The 15,533-nt window shown below is 71.8% G+C and carries 14 protein-coding genes and 1 tRNA gene; 9 read left to right on the top strand and 6 right to left on the bottom strand.

Annotated features, from left to right (window positions below; translation table 11 throughout):
* Positions 1–88: 88 nt before the first annotated feature.
* Entirely contained in the window at positions 89–796 is a 708-nt protein-coding gene (locus AB0I22_RS31460; protein ID WP_363134371.1) for a DUF461 domain-containing protein, read from the bottom strand.
* A gap of 661 nt (positions 797–1,457) precedes the next feature.
* Between AB0I22_RS31460 and AB0I22_RS31465 the strand changes: the two genes are divergently transcribed.
* The 4 genes from AB0I22_RS31465 (at position 1,458) to AB0I22_RS31480 (ending at position 4,043) form a co-directional block, all read left to right on the top strand.
* On the top strand, positions 1,458–1,940 hold the full coding sequence (locus AB0I22_RS31465) for a CarD family transcriptional regulator (RefSeq protein WP_003953493.1): 483 nt from the start codon (positions 1,458–1,460) through the stop codon (positions 1,938–1,940).
* Positions 1,941–2,302: 362 nt separating this feature from the next.
* Entirely contained in the window at positions 2,303–3,010 is a 708-nt protein-coding gene (ispD, locus tag AB0I22_RS31470; protein ID WP_363134405.1) for a 2-C-methyl-D-erythritol 4-phosphate cytidylyltransferase, read from the top strand.
* A complete protein-coding gene (ispF, locus tag AB0I22_RS31475) occupies positions 3,000–3,506 on the top strand; it encodes a 2-C-methyl-D-erythritol 2,4-cyclodiphosphate synthase (protein ID WP_363134372.1) in 507 nt (168 codons plus the stop codon). The genes ispD and ispF overlap by 11 nt, the downstream gene beginning before the upstream one ends.
* Positions 3,507–3,641: 135 nt before the next feature.
* On the top strand, positions 3,642–4,043 hold the full coding sequence (locus tag AB0I22_RS31480) for a PPOX class F420-dependent oxidoreductase (RefSeq protein ID WP_363134373.1): 402 nt from the start codon (positions 3,642–3,644) through the stop codon (positions 4,041–4,043).
* Between the two features lie 40 nt (positions 4,044–4,083).
* Here AB0I22_RS31480 and AB0I22_RS31485 read toward each other — a convergent pair whose 3' ends face one another.
* On the bottom strand, positions 4,084–5,211 hold the full coding sequence (locus AB0I22_RS31485; protein ID WP_363134374.1) for an acyltransferase: 1,128 nt from the start codon (positions 5,209–5,211) through the stop codon (positions 4,084–4,086).
* Positions 5,212–5,374: 163 nt separating this feature from the next.
* Between AB0I22_RS31485 and cysS the strand changes: the two genes are divergently transcribed.
* The 3 genes from cysS to AB0I22_RS31500 all read left to right on the top strand — a co-directional run bounded on the left by cysS (position 5,375) and on the right by AB0I22_RS31500 (position 9,606).
* Positions 5,375–6,772 carry a cysteine--tRNA ligase gene (gene cysS / locus AB0I22_RS31490; RefSeq protein WP_363134375.1) on the top strand — a complete coding sequence of 466 codons (1,398 nt, stop codon included), beginning with the start codon at positions 5,375–5,377 and terminating at the stop codon, positions 6,770–6,772.
* A gap of 71 nt (positions 6,773–6,843) precedes the next feature.
* Complete coding sequence (rlmB, locus tag AB0I22_RS31495; protein ID WP_363134376.1) at positions 6,844–7,794, top strand: 23S rRNA (guanosine(2251)-2'-O)-methyltransferase RlmB; 951 nt, start codon at positions 6,844–6,846, stop codon at positions 7,792–7,794.
* Between the two features lie 162 nt (positions 7,795–7,956).
* Positions 7,957–9,606, top strand: a complete 1,650-nt coding sequence (locus AB0I22_RS31500) for a DoxX family membrane protein (RefSeq protein WP_363134377.1) — start codon at positions 7,957–7,959, stop codon at positions 9,604–9,606.
* 74 nt (positions 9,607–9,680) lie between these two features.
* Here AB0I22_RS31500 and AB0I22_RS31505 read toward each other — a convergent pair whose 3' ends face one another.
* From AB0I22_RS31505 to ugpC, 3 genes are all read right to left on the bottom strand, one after another.
* Entirely contained in the window at positions 9,681–10,406 is a 726-nt protein-coding gene (locus AB0I22_RS31505; RefSeq protein WP_363134378.1) for a nucleotidyltransferase family protein, read from the bottom strand.
* A 57-nt stretch (positions 10,407–10,463) separates the two neighbouring features.
* Complete coding sequence (locus AB0I22_RS31510; protein ID WP_363134379.1) at positions 10,464–10,880, bottom strand: hypothetical protein; 417 nt, start codon at positions 10,878–10,880, stop codon at positions 10,464–10,466.
* Between the two features lie 315 nt (positions 10,881–11,195).
* Positions 11,196–12,344 carry a sn-glycerol-3-phosphate ABC transporter ATP-binding protein UgpC gene (gene ugpC, locus AB0I22_RS31515; RefSeq protein ID WP_363134380.1) on the bottom strand — a complete coding sequence of 383 codons (1,149 nt, stop codon included), beginning with the start codon at positions 12,342–12,344 and terminating at the stop codon, positions 11,196–11,198.
* Between the two features lie 227 nt (positions 12,345–12,571).
* On the opposite strand from ugpC, the gene AB0I22_RS31520 reads away from it, so the two are divergent.
* Positions 12,572–12,644 (top strand) — tRNA-Thr (locus tag AB0I22_RS31520).
* Positions 12,645–12,761: 117 nt separating this feature from the next.
* Positions 12,762–13,907, top strand: a complete 1,146-nt coding sequence (locus tag AB0I22_RS31525) for an aminopeptidase P family protein (protein ID WP_363134381.1) — start codon at positions 12,762–12,764, stop codon at positions 13,905–13,907.
* Between the two features lie 78 nt (positions 13,908–13,985).
* On the opposite strand, the gene AB0I22_RS31530 is transcribed toward AB0I22_RS31525, so the two are convergent.
* A complete protein-coding gene (locus AB0I22_RS31530) occupies positions 13,986–15,527 on the bottom strand; it encodes an MFS transporter (RefSeq protein WP_363134382.1) in 1,542 nt (513 codons plus the stop codon).
* Positions 15,528–15,533: the final 6 nt, after the last annotated feature.

Here is a 15,533-nt window from a genome sequence, read left to right on the forward strand (position 1 = left end):
ACCGCAGAGGCACCGACACGCCGCCGCCCGCCGGCCCCGAGAGGGGCGGCGGGCGGCGGCGTCGCGGGCCCCTTCACGGGGCGCTCGTTCAGTGTCCGGCGTTCTGCTCCCCGGAGTTCTGCTGACCGGTGTCGCCGCCCTGCTTGTCGTTCTCCGCGCCGTGGCCGCCCGACGTCGCACCGTTCGTCGGGGTGACCGTGTTCTTCCCGCCGGGCTTGCCCGTGGGGTTGCCGGTCGGGGTGGAGCCCGGCTTCCCCGCGCCCGTCTGGGACGGCGAGGGCATCTCGCTGGGCCCCCACTTTTGGAAGTAGCTCGTCGCCGGGACGATGAACGCGCCCACGCGCACGTCGCCCGTCGAGCTGAAGTCGAAGACGAGCTGCTGCTGGTCCCCGTCCCGCAGCCCCTCGCGGCCGCTCGACAGCACCGCGGAGGCGTTGCCCTCGCCGCCGAGCTGTACGGAGCCGTGCGCGGGCACGACGAGCGGGCCGCCGCCCTTGGCGGGGGAGAGCTTCACGGGCACGCTCTTGCCGGCCAGCGTGATGCCGCGCAGCGTCTGCTTGTCGCGGCTGTTGTTGAAGACGTGACCGGTGATGACGGCCGGGCCCTTGGTGTCCTGGTCCGGCTGGGTGATCACGTTCACGTTCTGGACCTTGATGTCGCCGACCGTGACGGCGGCGTTGTCCGGCTTGACCTCAAGGGTCTGGGGACTCGTACCCGCCGCGCACGCGGAGAGCGGTGCGATCGAGAGCACGAGGGCGGTGGCGGCGAGGGCGCCGCGTCGAAGGCTGCTGCTCACGGCGGCGGCATCTCCTAGACGAGCTACGGCGGCCGAACGGTCTGCCCGGTCGCGGATGGACGGCGTGGACGGCGGTACACGGGTGTAAAGCCGCCCTAAGGGTGTGTCAGCGGCCTCAGGTTACCGAGCCGCCGGACGGCCGCCGCACCCGACCCGCCCCTTGGTCGACAGGCCGTCAGCGAAGCGGCCCCGAGTCCGGTGAACGGGCCGCCCTTCGCGAGCCGATCTTGGGCGCCCGAGGAAATGGCGCGCGCGGCCGGCCGGGCAAATTATCGGTAAGGAATGCGTGGAGCTTCCGCGAAGCATCCGGGAAGGCCCCGGAATTGATCAACGGAGTGATCGCGTTCTTGTGATCAATTAGCGAATCGGGTCGCGCCGAACCCGGAGAGGGCCCGAACGGAGTAGCGGAACTCCACCACACGGACTCCGGCAAACCGGGACGTAGACCCTCTCCGGCACTGCCCCAAGAGTGTGTAACGTGCCTGTTTCTCCCTGCCCGGACAGCCGCTCCCACCTGCGAATACCTGCTTCCGCACCCCTGTCGCAGCACGTTCCGGGCGTTGTTGTCAAGCCCTGAGATATGCCCTGACCTGCGAAAACGCCATTCAGAACCGCTTGTTCCCGTGTTAGACTGGATAGCCACGGAAGGGGTACCTGTCACATGACGTTCAAGGTTGGCGACACCGTGGTCTATCCCCATCACGGGGCCGCGCTGATCGAGGCCATCGAAACTCGCCAGATCAAAGGCGTGGACAAGACCTACTTGGTGCTGAAGGTTGCCCAGGGTGACCTTACGGTTCGCGTGCCAGCGGACAATGCGGAGTTCGTCGGCGTGCGCGATGTAGTCGGCCAGGACGGGCTCGACCGGGTCTTCGAGGTGCTCCGCGCACCGTATGCGGAAGAGCCGACGAACTGGTCCCGTCGCTACAAGGCAAACCTGGAGAAGCTCGCGTCAGGCGACGTGATCAAGGTCGCCGAGGTCGTCCGCGACCTGTGGCGCCGTGAGCGCGAGCGCGGACTCTCCGCAGGTGAGAAGCGAATGCTCGCCAAGGCCCGCCAGATCCTGGTGAGCGAGCTCGCCCTCGCGGAGAACACCAACGAAGACAAGGCCGAGGCCCTGCTCGACGAGGTCCTCGCGTCCTGACGCCACGCTCGTCGCATGACAGCTGGACGTAAGGCAAGTGCTCTCAGAGGCAGTGGTGCCGCGGTGCCCGTGTGAATGACGGAAGTCAATCGCCGGGCGCTGCGGCATCTCTGCGCTTGGTGCACCGCCCGCCGTACTTGGCGTGCCGGGCCCGGGCGGCTGGCTCGACCAGCTGTCACGGAAGGGGCTGATCGGGGCTTCGCGCCCGGCACGCTGTGGCCATACCCAACTCGGCCGAGGAAGCAAACCTGAACGCCAACGCGAACTCCGACAGCGCTCCCGAGAGCGTTCCCGGCACCACGCCCGACCGCACGGCCGTCCGAGCGGCGACCGCTCGTACGCCCGTACGCACCGCCGCGGTCATCCCGGCGGCCGGCCGCGGCGTCCGCCTCGGGCCGGGCGCCCCCAAGGCGCTCCGCGCGCTGAACGGCACTCCCATGCTGATCCACGCCGTACGGGCGATGGCCGCCTCCCGCGCCGTCTCCCTCGTCGTCGTGGTCGCCCCCGCCGACGGGGCCGCCGAGGTGCGCAACCTCCTCGACGAGTACCCGCTCGCGGACCGCACCGACGTGCTCGTCGTCCCGGGCGGCGACACCCGCCAGGAGTCCGTGCGGCTCGGCCTCGCGGCGCTCCCCGCCGACATCACCGTCGTCCTCGTCCACGACGCGGCCCGCCCGCTCGTCCCCGTCGACACGGTGGACGCCGTGGCCGCCGCCGTACGGGCCGGGGCCCCCGCGGTCGTGCCCGCCCTGCCGGTCACGGACACCGTCAAGGAGGTCGAGTCGCGCCCGGCCGGCGAGCCCGAGCCGGTCGTCGGCACGCCCGAGCGGGCCCGGCTGCGCGCCGTGCAGACCCCGCAGGGCTTCGACCGCGCCACGCTCGCGGAGGCGCACGAGAGCGTCGCCCTGGAGGGCGACGGCGCCACGGACGACGCCGGAATGGTCGAGCGGCGCGGCGTCCCGGTCGTGCTCGTAACCGGCCACGAGGAGGCGTTCAAGGTGACCCGGCCGCTGGACCTGGTCCTGGCCGAGGCCGTACTCGCCCGCAGGAGGGCCAACGATGGCTTCTGACCCCGGCCCGTCCGCACGCCCGCCGCTGCCGCTCGTCGGCATCGGCACCGATGTGCACGCCTTCGAGGAGGGCCGCGAGCTGTGGTGCGCGGGCCTGCTCTGGGCGGACGAGACGCACGGCCTCGCGGGCCACTCCGACGGCGACGTCGCCGCGCACGCCGCGTGCGACGCGCTGTTCTCCGCCGCCGGCGTCGGCGACCTCGGCGCCCACTTCGGCACGGACCGGCCCGAGTGGTCCGGGGCCGCCGGCGTCGTCCTGCTGGCCGAGGCCGCCCGGATCGTACGGGCCGCCGGGTTCGAGATCGGCAACGTCGCGATCCAGGTGATCGGCGTACGCCCGAAGATCGGCAAGCGGCGTGACGAGGCCCAGAAGGCGCTCTCCGAGGCGGCCGGCGCGCCCGTCTCGGTCTCCGGCACGACGTCGGACGGGCTGGGCCTGACCGGCCGGGCGGAGGGCCTCGCGGCCGTCGCGACCGCCCTGCTCGTCAGGGTCTGAGAGCTGCGCCCCGGCCCCCGTATGGGGGACGGCGGGTGCGGGAATGCGGGTGGCTGACGGGGCGTTGGGTACGGATCGAACGCCCCGGTCATATCCGGCAGCCCGAGTCCGACAGCGCAGCGAAGGGTCACCGTCATGGCAGCCGCACTCTCCGACACGCTCAAGAACCTCGTGGACGGCCCGGTCTTCGCGACCGTCGCGACCGTCCAGCCCGATGGCAGCCCGCAGCTGTCGGTCGTATGGATCAAGCGGGACGGCGACGACCTGCTGTTCTCCACCACGGTCGGCCGCCGCAAGGAGAAGAACCTGCGCCGCGACCCCCGGGTGACCGTGCTGGTCAACCCGGCCGACGCCCCGTACACCTACGCCGAGGTCCGCGGCACCGCCACGGTCTCCACGGACACCGGCGGGCTGATCGACGAGCTGTCGCGGAAGTACACCGGCCGCGCCTACGCCGACTTCAACCCCGGCTCGGTCCAGGACGCGGAGCGCGTGGTCGTACGGATCACCCCGGAGAAGACGGTCGAGCACCTGTGAGCGGCCGCTCCTCGGAGCGGCGCGCCCGCCCGGCCGCGGGCTAGCCGGCCCTGATCTCCGTGACCGCCCGCTGCATCCCGCGCTTGAGCAGGCGGGCCAGCGGGCGCTCCACGAAGCGGTGCACCAGCCACGCGAAGCCGAGCATCCCCACGACCAGCCCGGGCAGCAGCACGTAGTGCGGCACATGGCCCGCCAAGTGCTCGATGACCACCCAGCCGATGCGCTCGTGGACGAGGTAGAGCGGATAGGTCAGCACGCCCGCTGTGGACAGCCACCGCCAGTTGATCCGCCGGGTCCAGCCCAGCGCCACGGCCGCGACCAGCAGGAAGAACAGCGCGAGGATCGCCACGGTCGGCCAGCTCGGGACCTGGTGCCCCACGTGCTCCTCGGCCCGCGCCTGCGCCTGGAGCAGGTAGTGCTGGCCGATCAGGAAGCAGCCGCCGACGATGGTCCACAGCACCAGATTCGGCCGGAAACGGTGCATCAGATAGAAGGCGATGCCCGCGATGAAGTACCAGCAGTCCTCCGGCAGCAGCAGCTGGTTGAGCACGCTGTTGTCGACGGCCTTGGCGACGATCGCCGCGATGGCCCACAGCAGGCAGAACGCCACGGCCCGCTTGTACGTGAGCCCGCGCCAGGCGACGATCGCGAAGAGCAGGTAGAACCGCATCTCCACCCAGAGCGTCCAGTACACGCCGTCGACCGGTGTCACCCCGAGGGGGTCCTGGAACATCGTCAGGTTGACGGCCGCGTTACCCCATGAGGGAGCTTCGTTGACCACCGGCCAGATGAAGACGACGAGCGAGACGAGCGCCACCGCGAACCAGTACGCGGGGTAGAGCCGGGTGATCCGCGAGAGGGCGAACTGCCCGAGGCTCTTTCCCCAGCAGCTCATGCAGATGACGAAACCGCTGATGACGAAGAAGAGCTCGACGCCCAGCCAGCCGTAGGAGGCCGGCAGATAGGCGGTGGGAAAGAGCGTCTTCGAGGATTTGGGCCAGGCGCCGCTGTCGAATGCGATGTAGTGGTACGCGACCACCATCAGCGCCGCGAACAGCCGCAGGCCGTCGAGGGCGGCCAGCCGTCTGCCGCGCTGCCCACCAGGTGCCGCGGGTGCGACCGGTGCGGTGGTCGGCGCCTCCTGCTGTACGGGCAGTGTGGAGTGCAACGCTCCTCCTGGTTCCTGCTCCTGGTTTCCCCGGAGCCCCACCGGGAAGGCGAGGCGTGCCGGGGAAGCTACCATGGATGCTTCTCATATAGATGCAAAACGCAAATAGAGGGCAAAGCGGATGGCGGGTGAGGCACTGCCCCCGGCGCACTACCCTTATTGCGTGAGCATTCGCCTGTACGACACCAGCGCCCGGCAGATCCGTGATTTCATCCCGCTGTCGCCGGGCTGTGTCTCGATCTACCTCTGTGGCGCGACCGTGCAGGCCGCACCGCATATCGGGCACATTCGATCCGGACTCAACTTCGACATCATGCGCCGCTGGTTCGTTTACCGCGGTTACGACGTGACATTCGTGCGCAACGTCACCGACATCGACGACAAGATCATCAAGAAGGCGGCCGAGTACGGCGAGCCGTGGTGGGCCATCGGGTACCGCAACGAGTGCGCCTTCAACGCCGCGTACGACGTGCTCGGCTGCCTGCGGCCGACCTACGAGCCGCGCGCGACCGGGCACATCCCCGAGATGATCGAGATGATGCGCGGCCTCATCGAGCGCGGCCACGCCTACGCCGCCGACGGCAACGTCTACTTCGACGTGCGCTCGTACCCCGACTACCTCGCCCTGTCCAACCAGGACCTCGACGACCTGCGCCAGCCCGCGGGCGAGGGCGAGACCGGCAAGCGCGACCCGCGCGACTTCGCCATGTGGAAGGCCGTCAAGCCCGGCGAGCCCAGCTGGGACACGCCCTGGGGGCGCGGCCGGCCCGGCTGGCACCTGGAGTGCTCCGCCATGGCCCACAAGTACCTGGGCGAGGCGTTCGACATCCACGGCGGCGGCATCGACCTGATCTTCCCGCACCACGAGAACGAGATCGCCCAGGCCAAGGGGTACGGCGACGCCTTCGCCAGTTACTGGGCCCACAACGGCTGGGTCACCATGAGCGGCGAGAAGATGTCCAAATCGCTCGGCAATTCGGTGCTCGTCGCCGACATGGTCAAGCGCTGGCGCCCCATCGTGCTCCGCTACTACCTGGGCACCCCGCACTACCGGTCGATGATCGAGTACAGCGAGGAGGCGCTGCGCGAGGCCGAGTCCGCGTTCGCGCGGATCGAGGGATTCGTGCAGCGGGTCTGCGAGAAGGCGGGCAAGACCGTCGAGCCCGCCGACGAGGTCCCGCTCGCCTTCGCCGAGGCGATGGACGACGACCTCGGCGTCCCGCAGGCGCTCGCGATCGTGCACACCACCGTCCGCCAGGGCAACTCCGCGCTGACCGCCGACGACAAGGAGACCGCCGTCGCCCGCCTCGCCGAGGTACGGGCCATGCTCCGCGTGCTGGGCCTCGACCCGCTCGACGAGCACTGGTCCGGCGGTGCGACCGGGCGCGGCGAGGACCTGCACGGCGTGGTGGACTCGCTGGTCAGGCTCGTACTGGAGCAGCGGCAGGCGGCCCGCGCCCGCAAGGACTACGGCACGGCCGACGCGATCCGCGACCAGCTCCAGCAGTCCGGCCTCGCGATCGAGGACACACCCTCCGGCCCGCGCTGGTCGCTCTCCTGAGCGACACTTTTCGTACGTACGTTTTCCGAGCCGTCCCGGGCGGCTCACAGCAGTGAAGAGACAGGTGACCCATGGCCGGGAACAGCCAACGCAGAAACCGCCGCACGTCCAACAAGAAGGGCATGCAGGTCGGCAGTGGCGGCAACCGGCGCAAGGCCCTCGAAGGCAAGGGCCCCACTCCGCCCGCCTCCGCCCGTAAGGGACACAAGAAGAACCGCGTCGCCACCGCCAAGGCGCGGCACGAGGCCAAGCGCCCCGCACCGCGCCGCGGCGGCCCCAAGGGGACCAACGAGCTCGTCGTCGGCCGCAACCCGGTCGCCGAGGCGCTGCGCGAGGGCGTGCCCGCCAACACGCTCTACGTCCAGCAGTACATCGACAGCGACGAGCGCGTGCGCGAGGCCATCCAGCTCGCCACCGAGCGCGGCATGAACCTCATGGAGGCGCCCCGCCCCGAGCTCGACCGGATGACGAACGGCCTCAACCACCAGGGCGTCGTCCTCCAGGTCCCGCCGTACGACTACGCGCACCCGGACGACCTCACCGCCGCCGCCTTCGACGCCGGCGAGGACCCGCTCATCGTCGTGCTCGACGGGATCACCGACCCCCGCAACCTCGGCGCGATCGTCCGCTCCGTCTCCGCCTTCGGCGGCCACGGCGTCGTCGTCCCCGAGCGCCGCGCGGCCGGCATGTCCGCCGGCGCCTGGAAGACCTCGGCGGGCACCGCCGCCCGTACGCCCGTGGCGCGCGCCGCCAACATGACGCGCGTACTGGAGGCGTACCAGAAGGCCGGGCTCACGGTCGTGGGCCTCGCGGGCGAGGGCGACACCGAGCTCGGCGACGTCCAGGCGTTCGACGGCCCCGTCGTGATCGTCATCGGCAGCGAGGGCAAGGGCCTGTCCCGCCTCGTCGGCGAGACCTGCGACCTGCGCGTCCGCATCCCCATGCCCGGCGGCGCGGAGTCCCTCAACGCGGGGGTCGCCGCGGGCGTCGTGCTCTACGAGGCGGCCAGGCAGCGCGCCTGATCCGCCGCGCGCCGCTCCGTCCCGCCCCGTGCCGGGGGCGGGCGGGGCCGGGGCGCCTCCCGGACACGGGGCCGCGGCCCCGTGCCGGGCCCGGCCGCCTTGACGGGTCTCGGACAGTTCGGCGCGGTCAAGCAGTGTCCTAAACACCCATCACTCGGTTAGATGAGTGTGGACACCAGAACACCCCGCCCCACGGGGGGAAGCTCGCCGGGATACGACGATCAGCCCGCGCTGAGCACGGTGAAGGTCCCGAGCGACCCGGCGCAAGTCATCGTCAACCACCTGAGCTTCCGCGTACAGCTCGCCCGACCCCCGCGCGCCGCCCGGCAGTTCGCCGGCCTGGCCGACACGGCGAAGATCCCCGTCGCCGCCGGCCCGGCCCGCCGCCGCGCCCCCGTCGTGTGGAGCGGACGGACCGCGCCCGGCGACCCCGCCGCCACCGAACTCCTGCAAGCCGTACGCCACTCCGGCCTCGCGACCGCCGTCGACGCCCCGCGCGGCGAGGCCCCCGCCGACGCCGGCTCGACCCAGGTGCTGCCCCGCGTCCGCATCGACGACGGGCCGCCCACCCGGAACACCGTCGTCGGACCGCGCGGCCCCGTCGAACACCCGCCCGCCTCCGACCCTCCGCGCGAACTCCTGCACGGCGTACGGCCCGCCCGGGGCGCGTACGACGAAGAGCCCTACGGGCCGGACGAGTTCGACGACGAGGCGACCGCGCGCCCGCAGCGCGCCGACGACGTACGGCACGCCTACTACCCCGGGCGCCGCATGAACCTCGGCGTCGTCCTGCTCCCCCTGCGCGTCTTCCTCGGCCTCATCTCCGTCTACGCCGGCATGGGCAAGCTCTGCGACCCCGTCTACTTCGACGGCGGCCGCCGCGGCTCCATGGTCACCTGGCTCGACTCCCTGCACCCCTGGGCCGTCGCCTCGCCCCTGCGCGACTTCGCCCTCGCCCACCCCGTCGGCGCCGGACTCACCGTCGCGTTCCTCCAGGTGACCGTCGGCGTCCTCACCGTCCTCGGCCTCTGGCAGCGGCTCGCGGCCTCCGTCGGCGCCCTGCTCTCCGCGGCCCTGCTGCTCACCGTCAGCTGGCGGACCGTACCCGCCTACGACGCGCCCGACATCATCTACCTCGCCGCATGGAGCCCCCTGATCATCGCGGGCGCCCCCGTCTACTCCCTCGACGGCCGGCTGGCGGGCGAGGCGTGGCGCAGGCTCGGCCCGCGCTCCGAACTGTGGGACCTCCGCAAGCGCGTCCTGCGCCGCGGCGGGACCATGGCCGCCTTCGTCACGGGCGTCACCCTGCTGGTCGGCTCGCTGCTCGGAGGCGCCGTACGCTCCTCCGACACCGCGAACGTGCCCGGCCCCAGCGACCCGCCCGCCAACCACCTCCCGGGCTCGCCGCTCCCGCAGCACCCCGGCAAGCGCACCCACCCCGGTACGCACGGGCCCAGCGCGGGCGCCGGCAGCGGCAAGCCGGCCGCGCCCGGCGCCAAGCGGCACACCAAGCCGTCCCCGGCCGCCTCGAAGGCGCCCGGCACGGCCCACCAGCCCGGGCACACCGGCGGCCCCGGACAGCAGCCCAGCCAGACGCAGGGCGGCGTGCAGCAGCCGGCCCCGCACACCCCGAACCGGCCCGCGGCGCCCGCCGCGCCCCCGCACACCTCCTCCGGCTCGCCGGCGGGCGGCAGCAGCGGCGGCGGCAGCGGAAGCGGCTCGGGCGGCTCCACGGGCGGCGGCACGGCCCCCAAGTCCCCCGGGTCCACCTCCGGAAGCCACACGGGCTCGCTGGGCGGCCTGCTGGGCTGACGGCGGACCTCCGGCTACGAGCGCGGCGCCCCACTCGCTGAGGGGGGCGCCGCGGCGCGTCCGGGGGCCGGCCTTCAACGGGACTGCGTGCCCAGCTCCTTGGCGGCCTCGGTGAGGTCCTTCGCCGTGTCGATGGCCCGCCAGTACGCGCCGTTGGGCAGCGGGTACCCCGCCAGCCGGCGCTGCCGCGCCAGCCTCGGGAACGTCGTGCGCTCGTGGTCGCCGCGCTCGGGCAGCAGCGACGCGAAGTCCGCCGCGAAGACGTAGACGCCCGCGTTGATCAGGTACGGGGACGGCGGCGACTCGATGAAGTCCAGTACGTGACCGAACTCGTCGGTCTCCACGGCCCCCCAGGGAATCCGGGGCCGGGCCAGGGCCAGGGTGGCCGTCGCGTCACGCTCGGCGTGGAAGGCGGCCATCTCGCGCAGCGAGAAGCGGGTCCAGATGTCGCCGTTGGTGGCGTACCAGGGGCGGTCGGGGTGCGGCAGGGAGGCGGCCGCGTACTTCAGGCCGCCGCCGCGCCCCAGCGGCTCCGTCTCGACGACGGTCCGCACCCGCAGCGGCAGATCGGCGGAGGCGAGCCACTCCTGGAGCACCTCGGCGAGGTGGCCGCAGGAGACCACGGCGTCCGTGACGCCCTCGGCGGCCAGCCAGGCGAGCTGATGGCCGATGATCGGAGTCCCGGTGCCGGGAATCTCGACCATCGGCTTGGGGCGGTCGTCGGTGTACGGGCGCAGCCGCGAGCCCTGGCCTCCGGCCAGGACGACGGCTTGTACGGGGTACGCGTGCGTGCCTGTCATGCTCCGCACCATATGGGGCGGTGCGGCCGCGCCGTGCGGTGCGGTCGGGTGCGGCTCTCAGGTGGCGTGGATGACGCCGGTGGCGAAGGACGTGTCGCACACGGGCCGGGAGTAGGCGTGCGCCTGCCGCACCGAGCCGTACTTCGCGACGGCGGCCTTGCCGAGCGCCCGGGCGATCTCCATGCAGTGCCCGGCCAGCGAGGGGCGCTTCTCGGTCGCCTCCTGGAGGTGGGTGAGCGCGACGCCCGGGTCCTTCTCCTGGAGCTCGGTCAGCAGCCGGTCGCGCAGCACCTCGTGCGGGGCGCGGGCCTTGGGCTGGGAGGAGGAGGCGGTCCCGGAGGAGGCGGCGAGAACCTGGGAGTCGGAGGGCGCCGCCCACGGCACGCGGGTGACCGCGAGGGTCCCGGAGAGGACGAGGACGACCGGGAGGACGAAGGCGAGAGTTCTGCCGATGTGGCGCGCTGCGTGGTTCATGGGGGACTTCCTCGCGTGGTGAGCTGGACGCTGCATGCGGCAGATCGTAGCGAGGAGTGATGATTTGGCGACATTTAGTCACTCGGTCGAGCGATGGAGTGGCGCGCGAGTGCGGTTCTCAAGTTGACGCAAGGGGGCGAAAAGGGGCGTTGTGTACGGGTATTTACCGGCCGTGCGGCAAACATGCGCCGACGCCGTGCCTCCGGGGTGCGGAGACACGGCGTCGGCCGGATGAGCGCGGTGGTGGGCCGGCGGCCCGGTGGGCTCGGCGGGCCTGTGGGACCCGTGGGCCCAGGGGGCGATGGGCCCGGCGGATCAGTCGGTGAGGCGCTCGCCGGTGGAGGTCGAGAAGACGTGCAGCTCGCCCGGGCGCGGCACGACGCGCAGCACCGCGCCCTTCTCGGGCACCCGCCGCCCGTTGACGCGGACCACGAGGTCCTTCTTCTCCTCGCTGCCGACCTCGGCGGTGCCGTAGACGTACCCGTCGGCGCCGAGCTCCTCGACGACGTTCACGGTGACGGGGAGACCGGCCGGGGCGTCCTTGGCCTCCTTCGACAGGGACTTGGCCGCGCCCTCGCCGCCGCTCTCGCCGTCGACGAGGTCGAAGTGCTCGGGTCGCACGCCGACGGTGACCGTGCGGTCGCCCTTGTCGGCGGCTGCGGAGAGCGCCTCGCGGGAGACCGGGACCACGCTGTTGCCGAACTTCACGCCGCCGTCGGTGATCGGCACCTCGACGAGGTTCATGGCGGGGGAGCCGATGAAGCCCGCGACGAAGAGGTTGTTCGGACGGTCGTACATATTGCGCGGCGAGTCGACCTGCTGGAGGAGGCCGTCCTTGAGCACCGCGACCCGGTCGCCCATGGTCATGGCCTCGACCTGGTCGTGCGTGACGTACACGGTGGTGATGCCCAGGCGGCGCTGGAGGCCGGCGATCTGGGTGCGGGTCTGCACGCGGAGCTTGGCGTCGAGGTTCGACAGCGGCTCGTCCATGAGGAAGACCTGCGGCTCGCGCACGATCGCGCGGCCCATCGCGACGCGCTGCCGCTGACCGCCGGAGAGCGCCTTGGGCTTGCGGCCCAGGTACTCGGTGAGGTCGAGGATCTTCGCGGCGTCCTCGACCTTCTGCCGGATCTCGCTCTTGTTGACGCCCGCGATCTTGAGCGCGAAGCCCATGTTGTCGGCGACCGTCATGTGCGGGTAGAGCGCGTAGTTCTGGAACACCATGGCGATGTCCCGGTCCTTCGGCGGCAGATGCGTGACGTCCCGGTCGCCGATCCGGATGGACCCGCCGTTGACGTCCTCCAGCCCCGCGAGCATCCGCAGCGACGTGGACTTCCCGCAGCCGGACGGCCCGACGAGGACGAGGAACTCGCCGTCCTCGATGGAGATCTCCAGCTGGTCGACGGCGGGCTTCTCGGTACCCGGGTAGACCCGGGTGGCCTTGTCGTACGTGACCGTAGCCATGGTGGTGTGGTCCCTTCACCGGCAGGAACGTGCCGGACGATCCGAGTAAAAGGAGTGGTCCAGTCCAATTGACGGGACTGGGCGTGACGCTACCCGCAGGCCACCCGCTTGTCAGTAGATGAACGGTCACGAAATTCTTGCGGTGGGCCCCTGACCTTGGCGTGGCTGGGCGAACCGGGCTCTGTGTAGAGTGGTGCCGCTTTCGCGTACGGGCATACGTGCGCGATGCCGCCTTAGCTCAGTTGGCAGAGCTCCTGTCTTGTAAACAGGTGGTCGTCGGTTCGATTCCGACAGGCGGCCCACCGAACGCGCGCAGCCGCGCGGACGACGGCCCTCCGGTGCGACCGGGGGGCCGTCGCCGTGTCGCCCCTCTGGTGAAACCGTGACCGGCCCGGGCTGCCGGTTTACGCTCGCCCCATGACCTCATCCTCCGTGCCGCCGTCACACCCCGCCCCCATCACCTCCGAGGACTACGCGGCCCGCATGGAACGGGCCTCCCGGGCCGCGGCCGACGCCGGGCTCGCCGGGCTGGTGGTGACGCCGGGGCCCGATCTCAGCTGGCTCTGCGGTTACCGGCCGACCGCCGAGACCGAGCGGCTCACCGCGCTGCTGCTGGCGCCCGGGCGCGAGCCTCGGATGCTGGTGCCGACGCTGGAGCGGCCCGACGCGGAACTCGCGACCGGGGCCGGTGCGGTGCGGATCAGCGGCTGGACGGACGGCGAGGACCCGTACCGTGCCGTGGGCGCGCTGCTCGGGGAGGTCAAGGGGCGCTACGGCGTCTCGGACAACGCCTGGGCGCTGCATCTGCTGGGGCTCCAGCGGACGTTCCCGGACTCGGGGTACTCGGCCTTCACCGAGGTGCTGCCGATGCTCCGGGCGGTCAAGGACGCGCACGAGGTGGAGCGGCTCGCGGCGGCGGGCGCGGCGGCGGACGCCACGTTCGAGGAGATCGCGCAGGTGCGGTTCGCGGGCCGGCGGGAGAGCGAGATCGCCGCGGACCTCGCCGCGTCGCTGCTGCGCAACGGGCACAGCCAGGTGGACTTCACCGTCGTCGGCTCGGGCCCGAACGGCGCCAACCCGCACCACGAGGCGGGCGAACGGGTCATCGAGGACGGCGACATGGTCGTACTCGACTTCGGCGGCCTGAAGGACGGCTACGGCTCGGACACGACCCGTACGGTCCATGTCGGCGAGCCGACCCCGGAGGAGCGCAAGGTGCACGACATCGTGCGGGAGGCGCAGCAGGCGGGGTTCGAGGCGGTACGGCCCGGAGTGGCCTGCCAGGAGATCGACCGGGTCGCGCGGCAGGTGATCAAGGAGGCGGGGTACGGGGAGTACTTCATCCACCGCACCGGGCACGGCATCGGCGTGACCACGCACGAGCCGCCGTACATGGTCGAGGGCGAGCACCTGCCGCTGGTGCCGGGGATGTGCTTCTCGATCGAGCCGGGGATCTATCTGCCGGGCCGGTTCGGGGTGCGGGTCGAGGACATCGTGGTGTGCACGGAGTCGGGCGGCCGGCGGCTGAACAACACGGCGCGGGAGATGCGGGTGGTGGCCTGACGGCCGTACCGCTCGCGCCCGTACATCTGAGGGCGGTCGTATCGCTCGCGCCCGTACCGGCCGAGGCCGGGCCCCCGCTTACGGAGCGGGGGCGTCCGCCGGGGCGGGCTCGTCCTCGGGGGCGGCGTTCTTTGGCGCCCGTGCCGTCACCATGGTCCCGGCGACCACGGCGGCGAGGAGCATGATCCCGGCGCCCCAGCCGATGGCGATGGTGAAGCCGTGGACGACGCCGTCCTTGATCACGGCCCCCTTGACGGCCGGGGTCGGCGCCCCGCCCGTACGCGCCGCCGCCTCCTTGAGGTGGGAGGCGATGTACGTGGAGGAGGCGGAGGTGGCGATGGTGTTGAGGAGGGCGGTGCCGATGGAACCGCCCACCTGCTGGGCGGTGTTGACGGTCGCCGAGGTCACGCCGGAGTCCTGCGGGGCGACGCCGCTGGTGGCGGTGGCCATGACGGGCATGAAGATCAGGCCCATGCCGAGGCCGACGAGGAGTTCGGCGGGCAGGACGTGGGTGACGTAGGCCGGTTCGGCGGTCAGGAAGGTCAGCAGGAAGAGGCCGACCGCGGCCAGTACGGCGCCGGGGGTCATCAGGACGCGCGGCGGCAGGTGGTGCAGCAGCCGCGCGGAGATCTGGGTGGAGCCGATGATGATGGCGACGGTCATCGGCAGGAACGCCATGCCGGTCTTGACGGGCGAGTAGCCGAGCACGACCTGCAAGTAGTAGGTCATGAACAGGAACATGCCGAACATGGCGATGACGGCGAGCCCCATGGTCAGGAAGGCCCCGGCGCGGTTGCGGTCGCGGACGATGTGCAGCGGCAGCAGGGGGCTCGGCGCGCGCGACTGCCACCAGGCGAAGACGGCGAGCAGTACGAGGCCGCCGATCAGCAGGCCGAGCACGAGCGCGTCGTTCCAGCCGCGTGGTTCGGCCTCGCTGCACCCGTAGACGATGGCGACGAGGCCGCCGCAGCCGAGGATCGCGCCGGGGACGTCGAGGCGTACGTTGCCGTGGCCGGGGCGGTCGTGGAGCAGCACGACGGCGCCGAGGAAGGCGACGAGGGCGATGGGGATGTTGACGTACAGGCACCAGCGCCAGTCGAGGTACTCGGTGAGCAGGCCGCCCGCGATCAGCCCGATCGCGGCGCCGCCGCCCGCGATGGCTCCGTAGATGCCGAACGCCTTGCTGCGCTCCTTGACGTCCGTGAAGGTCGTGGTGAGCAGGGAGAGGGCGGAGGGGGCCAGGAGGGCTCCGAAGGCGCCCTGAAGGGCGCGGGCGAGGAACAGCATGCCCTGGCTGGACGCCGCGCCGCCGAGCGCCGAGGCGGCGGCGAACCCGATGAGGCCGATCAGGAACGTGCGCTTGCGGCCGACGAGGTCCGCTACGCGCCCGCCGAGGAGCAGCAGGCCGCCGAAGGCGAGGGTGTAGGCGGTGATCACCCACTGCCGGTTGCCGTCGGACATGTTCAGGTCGCGCTGTGCGGAGGGGAGCGCGATGTTCACGATGGTGGCGTCGAGCACCACCATGAGCTGCGCCAATGCGATGATCACCAGCCCCCACCAGCGGCGGGGGTCGGGTTGCGGGCTGCTGTCCGGGGTGGCGGATATGTGGCTCTGGGTCATCGGGAG

Source organism: Streptomyces sp. NPDC050610, assembly GCF_040654875.1.
Lineage (GTDB): Bacteria > Actinomycetota > Actinomycetes > Streptomycetales > Streptomycetaceae > Streptomyces.

Coding starts and splice junctions, on each gene's coding strand:
- ugpC (WP_363134380.1), bottom strand. CDS start 12,344: ATGGCTACGGTCACGTACGACAAGGCCACCCGGGTCTACCCGGGTACC.
- AB0I22_RS31480 (WP_363134373.1), top strand. CDS start 3,642: ATGGCAGCCGCACTCTCCGACACGCTCAAGAACCTCGTGGACGGCCCG.
- AB0I22_RS31525 (WP_363134381.1), top strand. CDS start 12,762: ATGACCTCATCCTCCGTGCCGCCGTCACACCCCGCCCCCATCACCTCC.
- AB0I22_RS31510 (WP_363134379.1), bottom strand. CDS start 10,880: ATGAACCACGCAGCGCGCCACATCGGCAGAACTCTCGCCTTCGTCCTC.
- AB0I22_RS31505 (WP_363134378.1), bottom strand. CDS start 10,406: ATGACAGGCACGCACGCGTACCCCGTACAAGCCGTCGTCCTGGCCGGA.
- rlmB (WP_363134376.1), top strand. CDS start 6,844: ATGGCCGGGAACAGCCAACGCAGAAACCGCCGCACGTCCAACAAGAAG.
- AB0I22_RS31530 (WP_363134382.1), bottom strand. CDS start 15,527: ATGACCCAGAGCCACATATCCGCCACCCCGGACAGCAGCCCGCAACCC.
- AB0I22_RS31465 (WP_003953493.1), top strand. CDS start 1,458: ATGACGTTCAAGGTTGGCGACACCGTGGTCTATCCCCATCACGGGGCC.
- ispF (WP_363134372.1), top strand. CDS start 3,000: ATGGCTTCTGACCCCGGCCCGTCCGCACGCCCGCCGCTGCCGCTCGTC.
- AB0I22_RS31500 (WP_363134377.1), top strand. CDS start 7,957: ATGAGTGTGGACACCAGAACACCCCGCCCCACGGGGGGAAGCTCGCCG.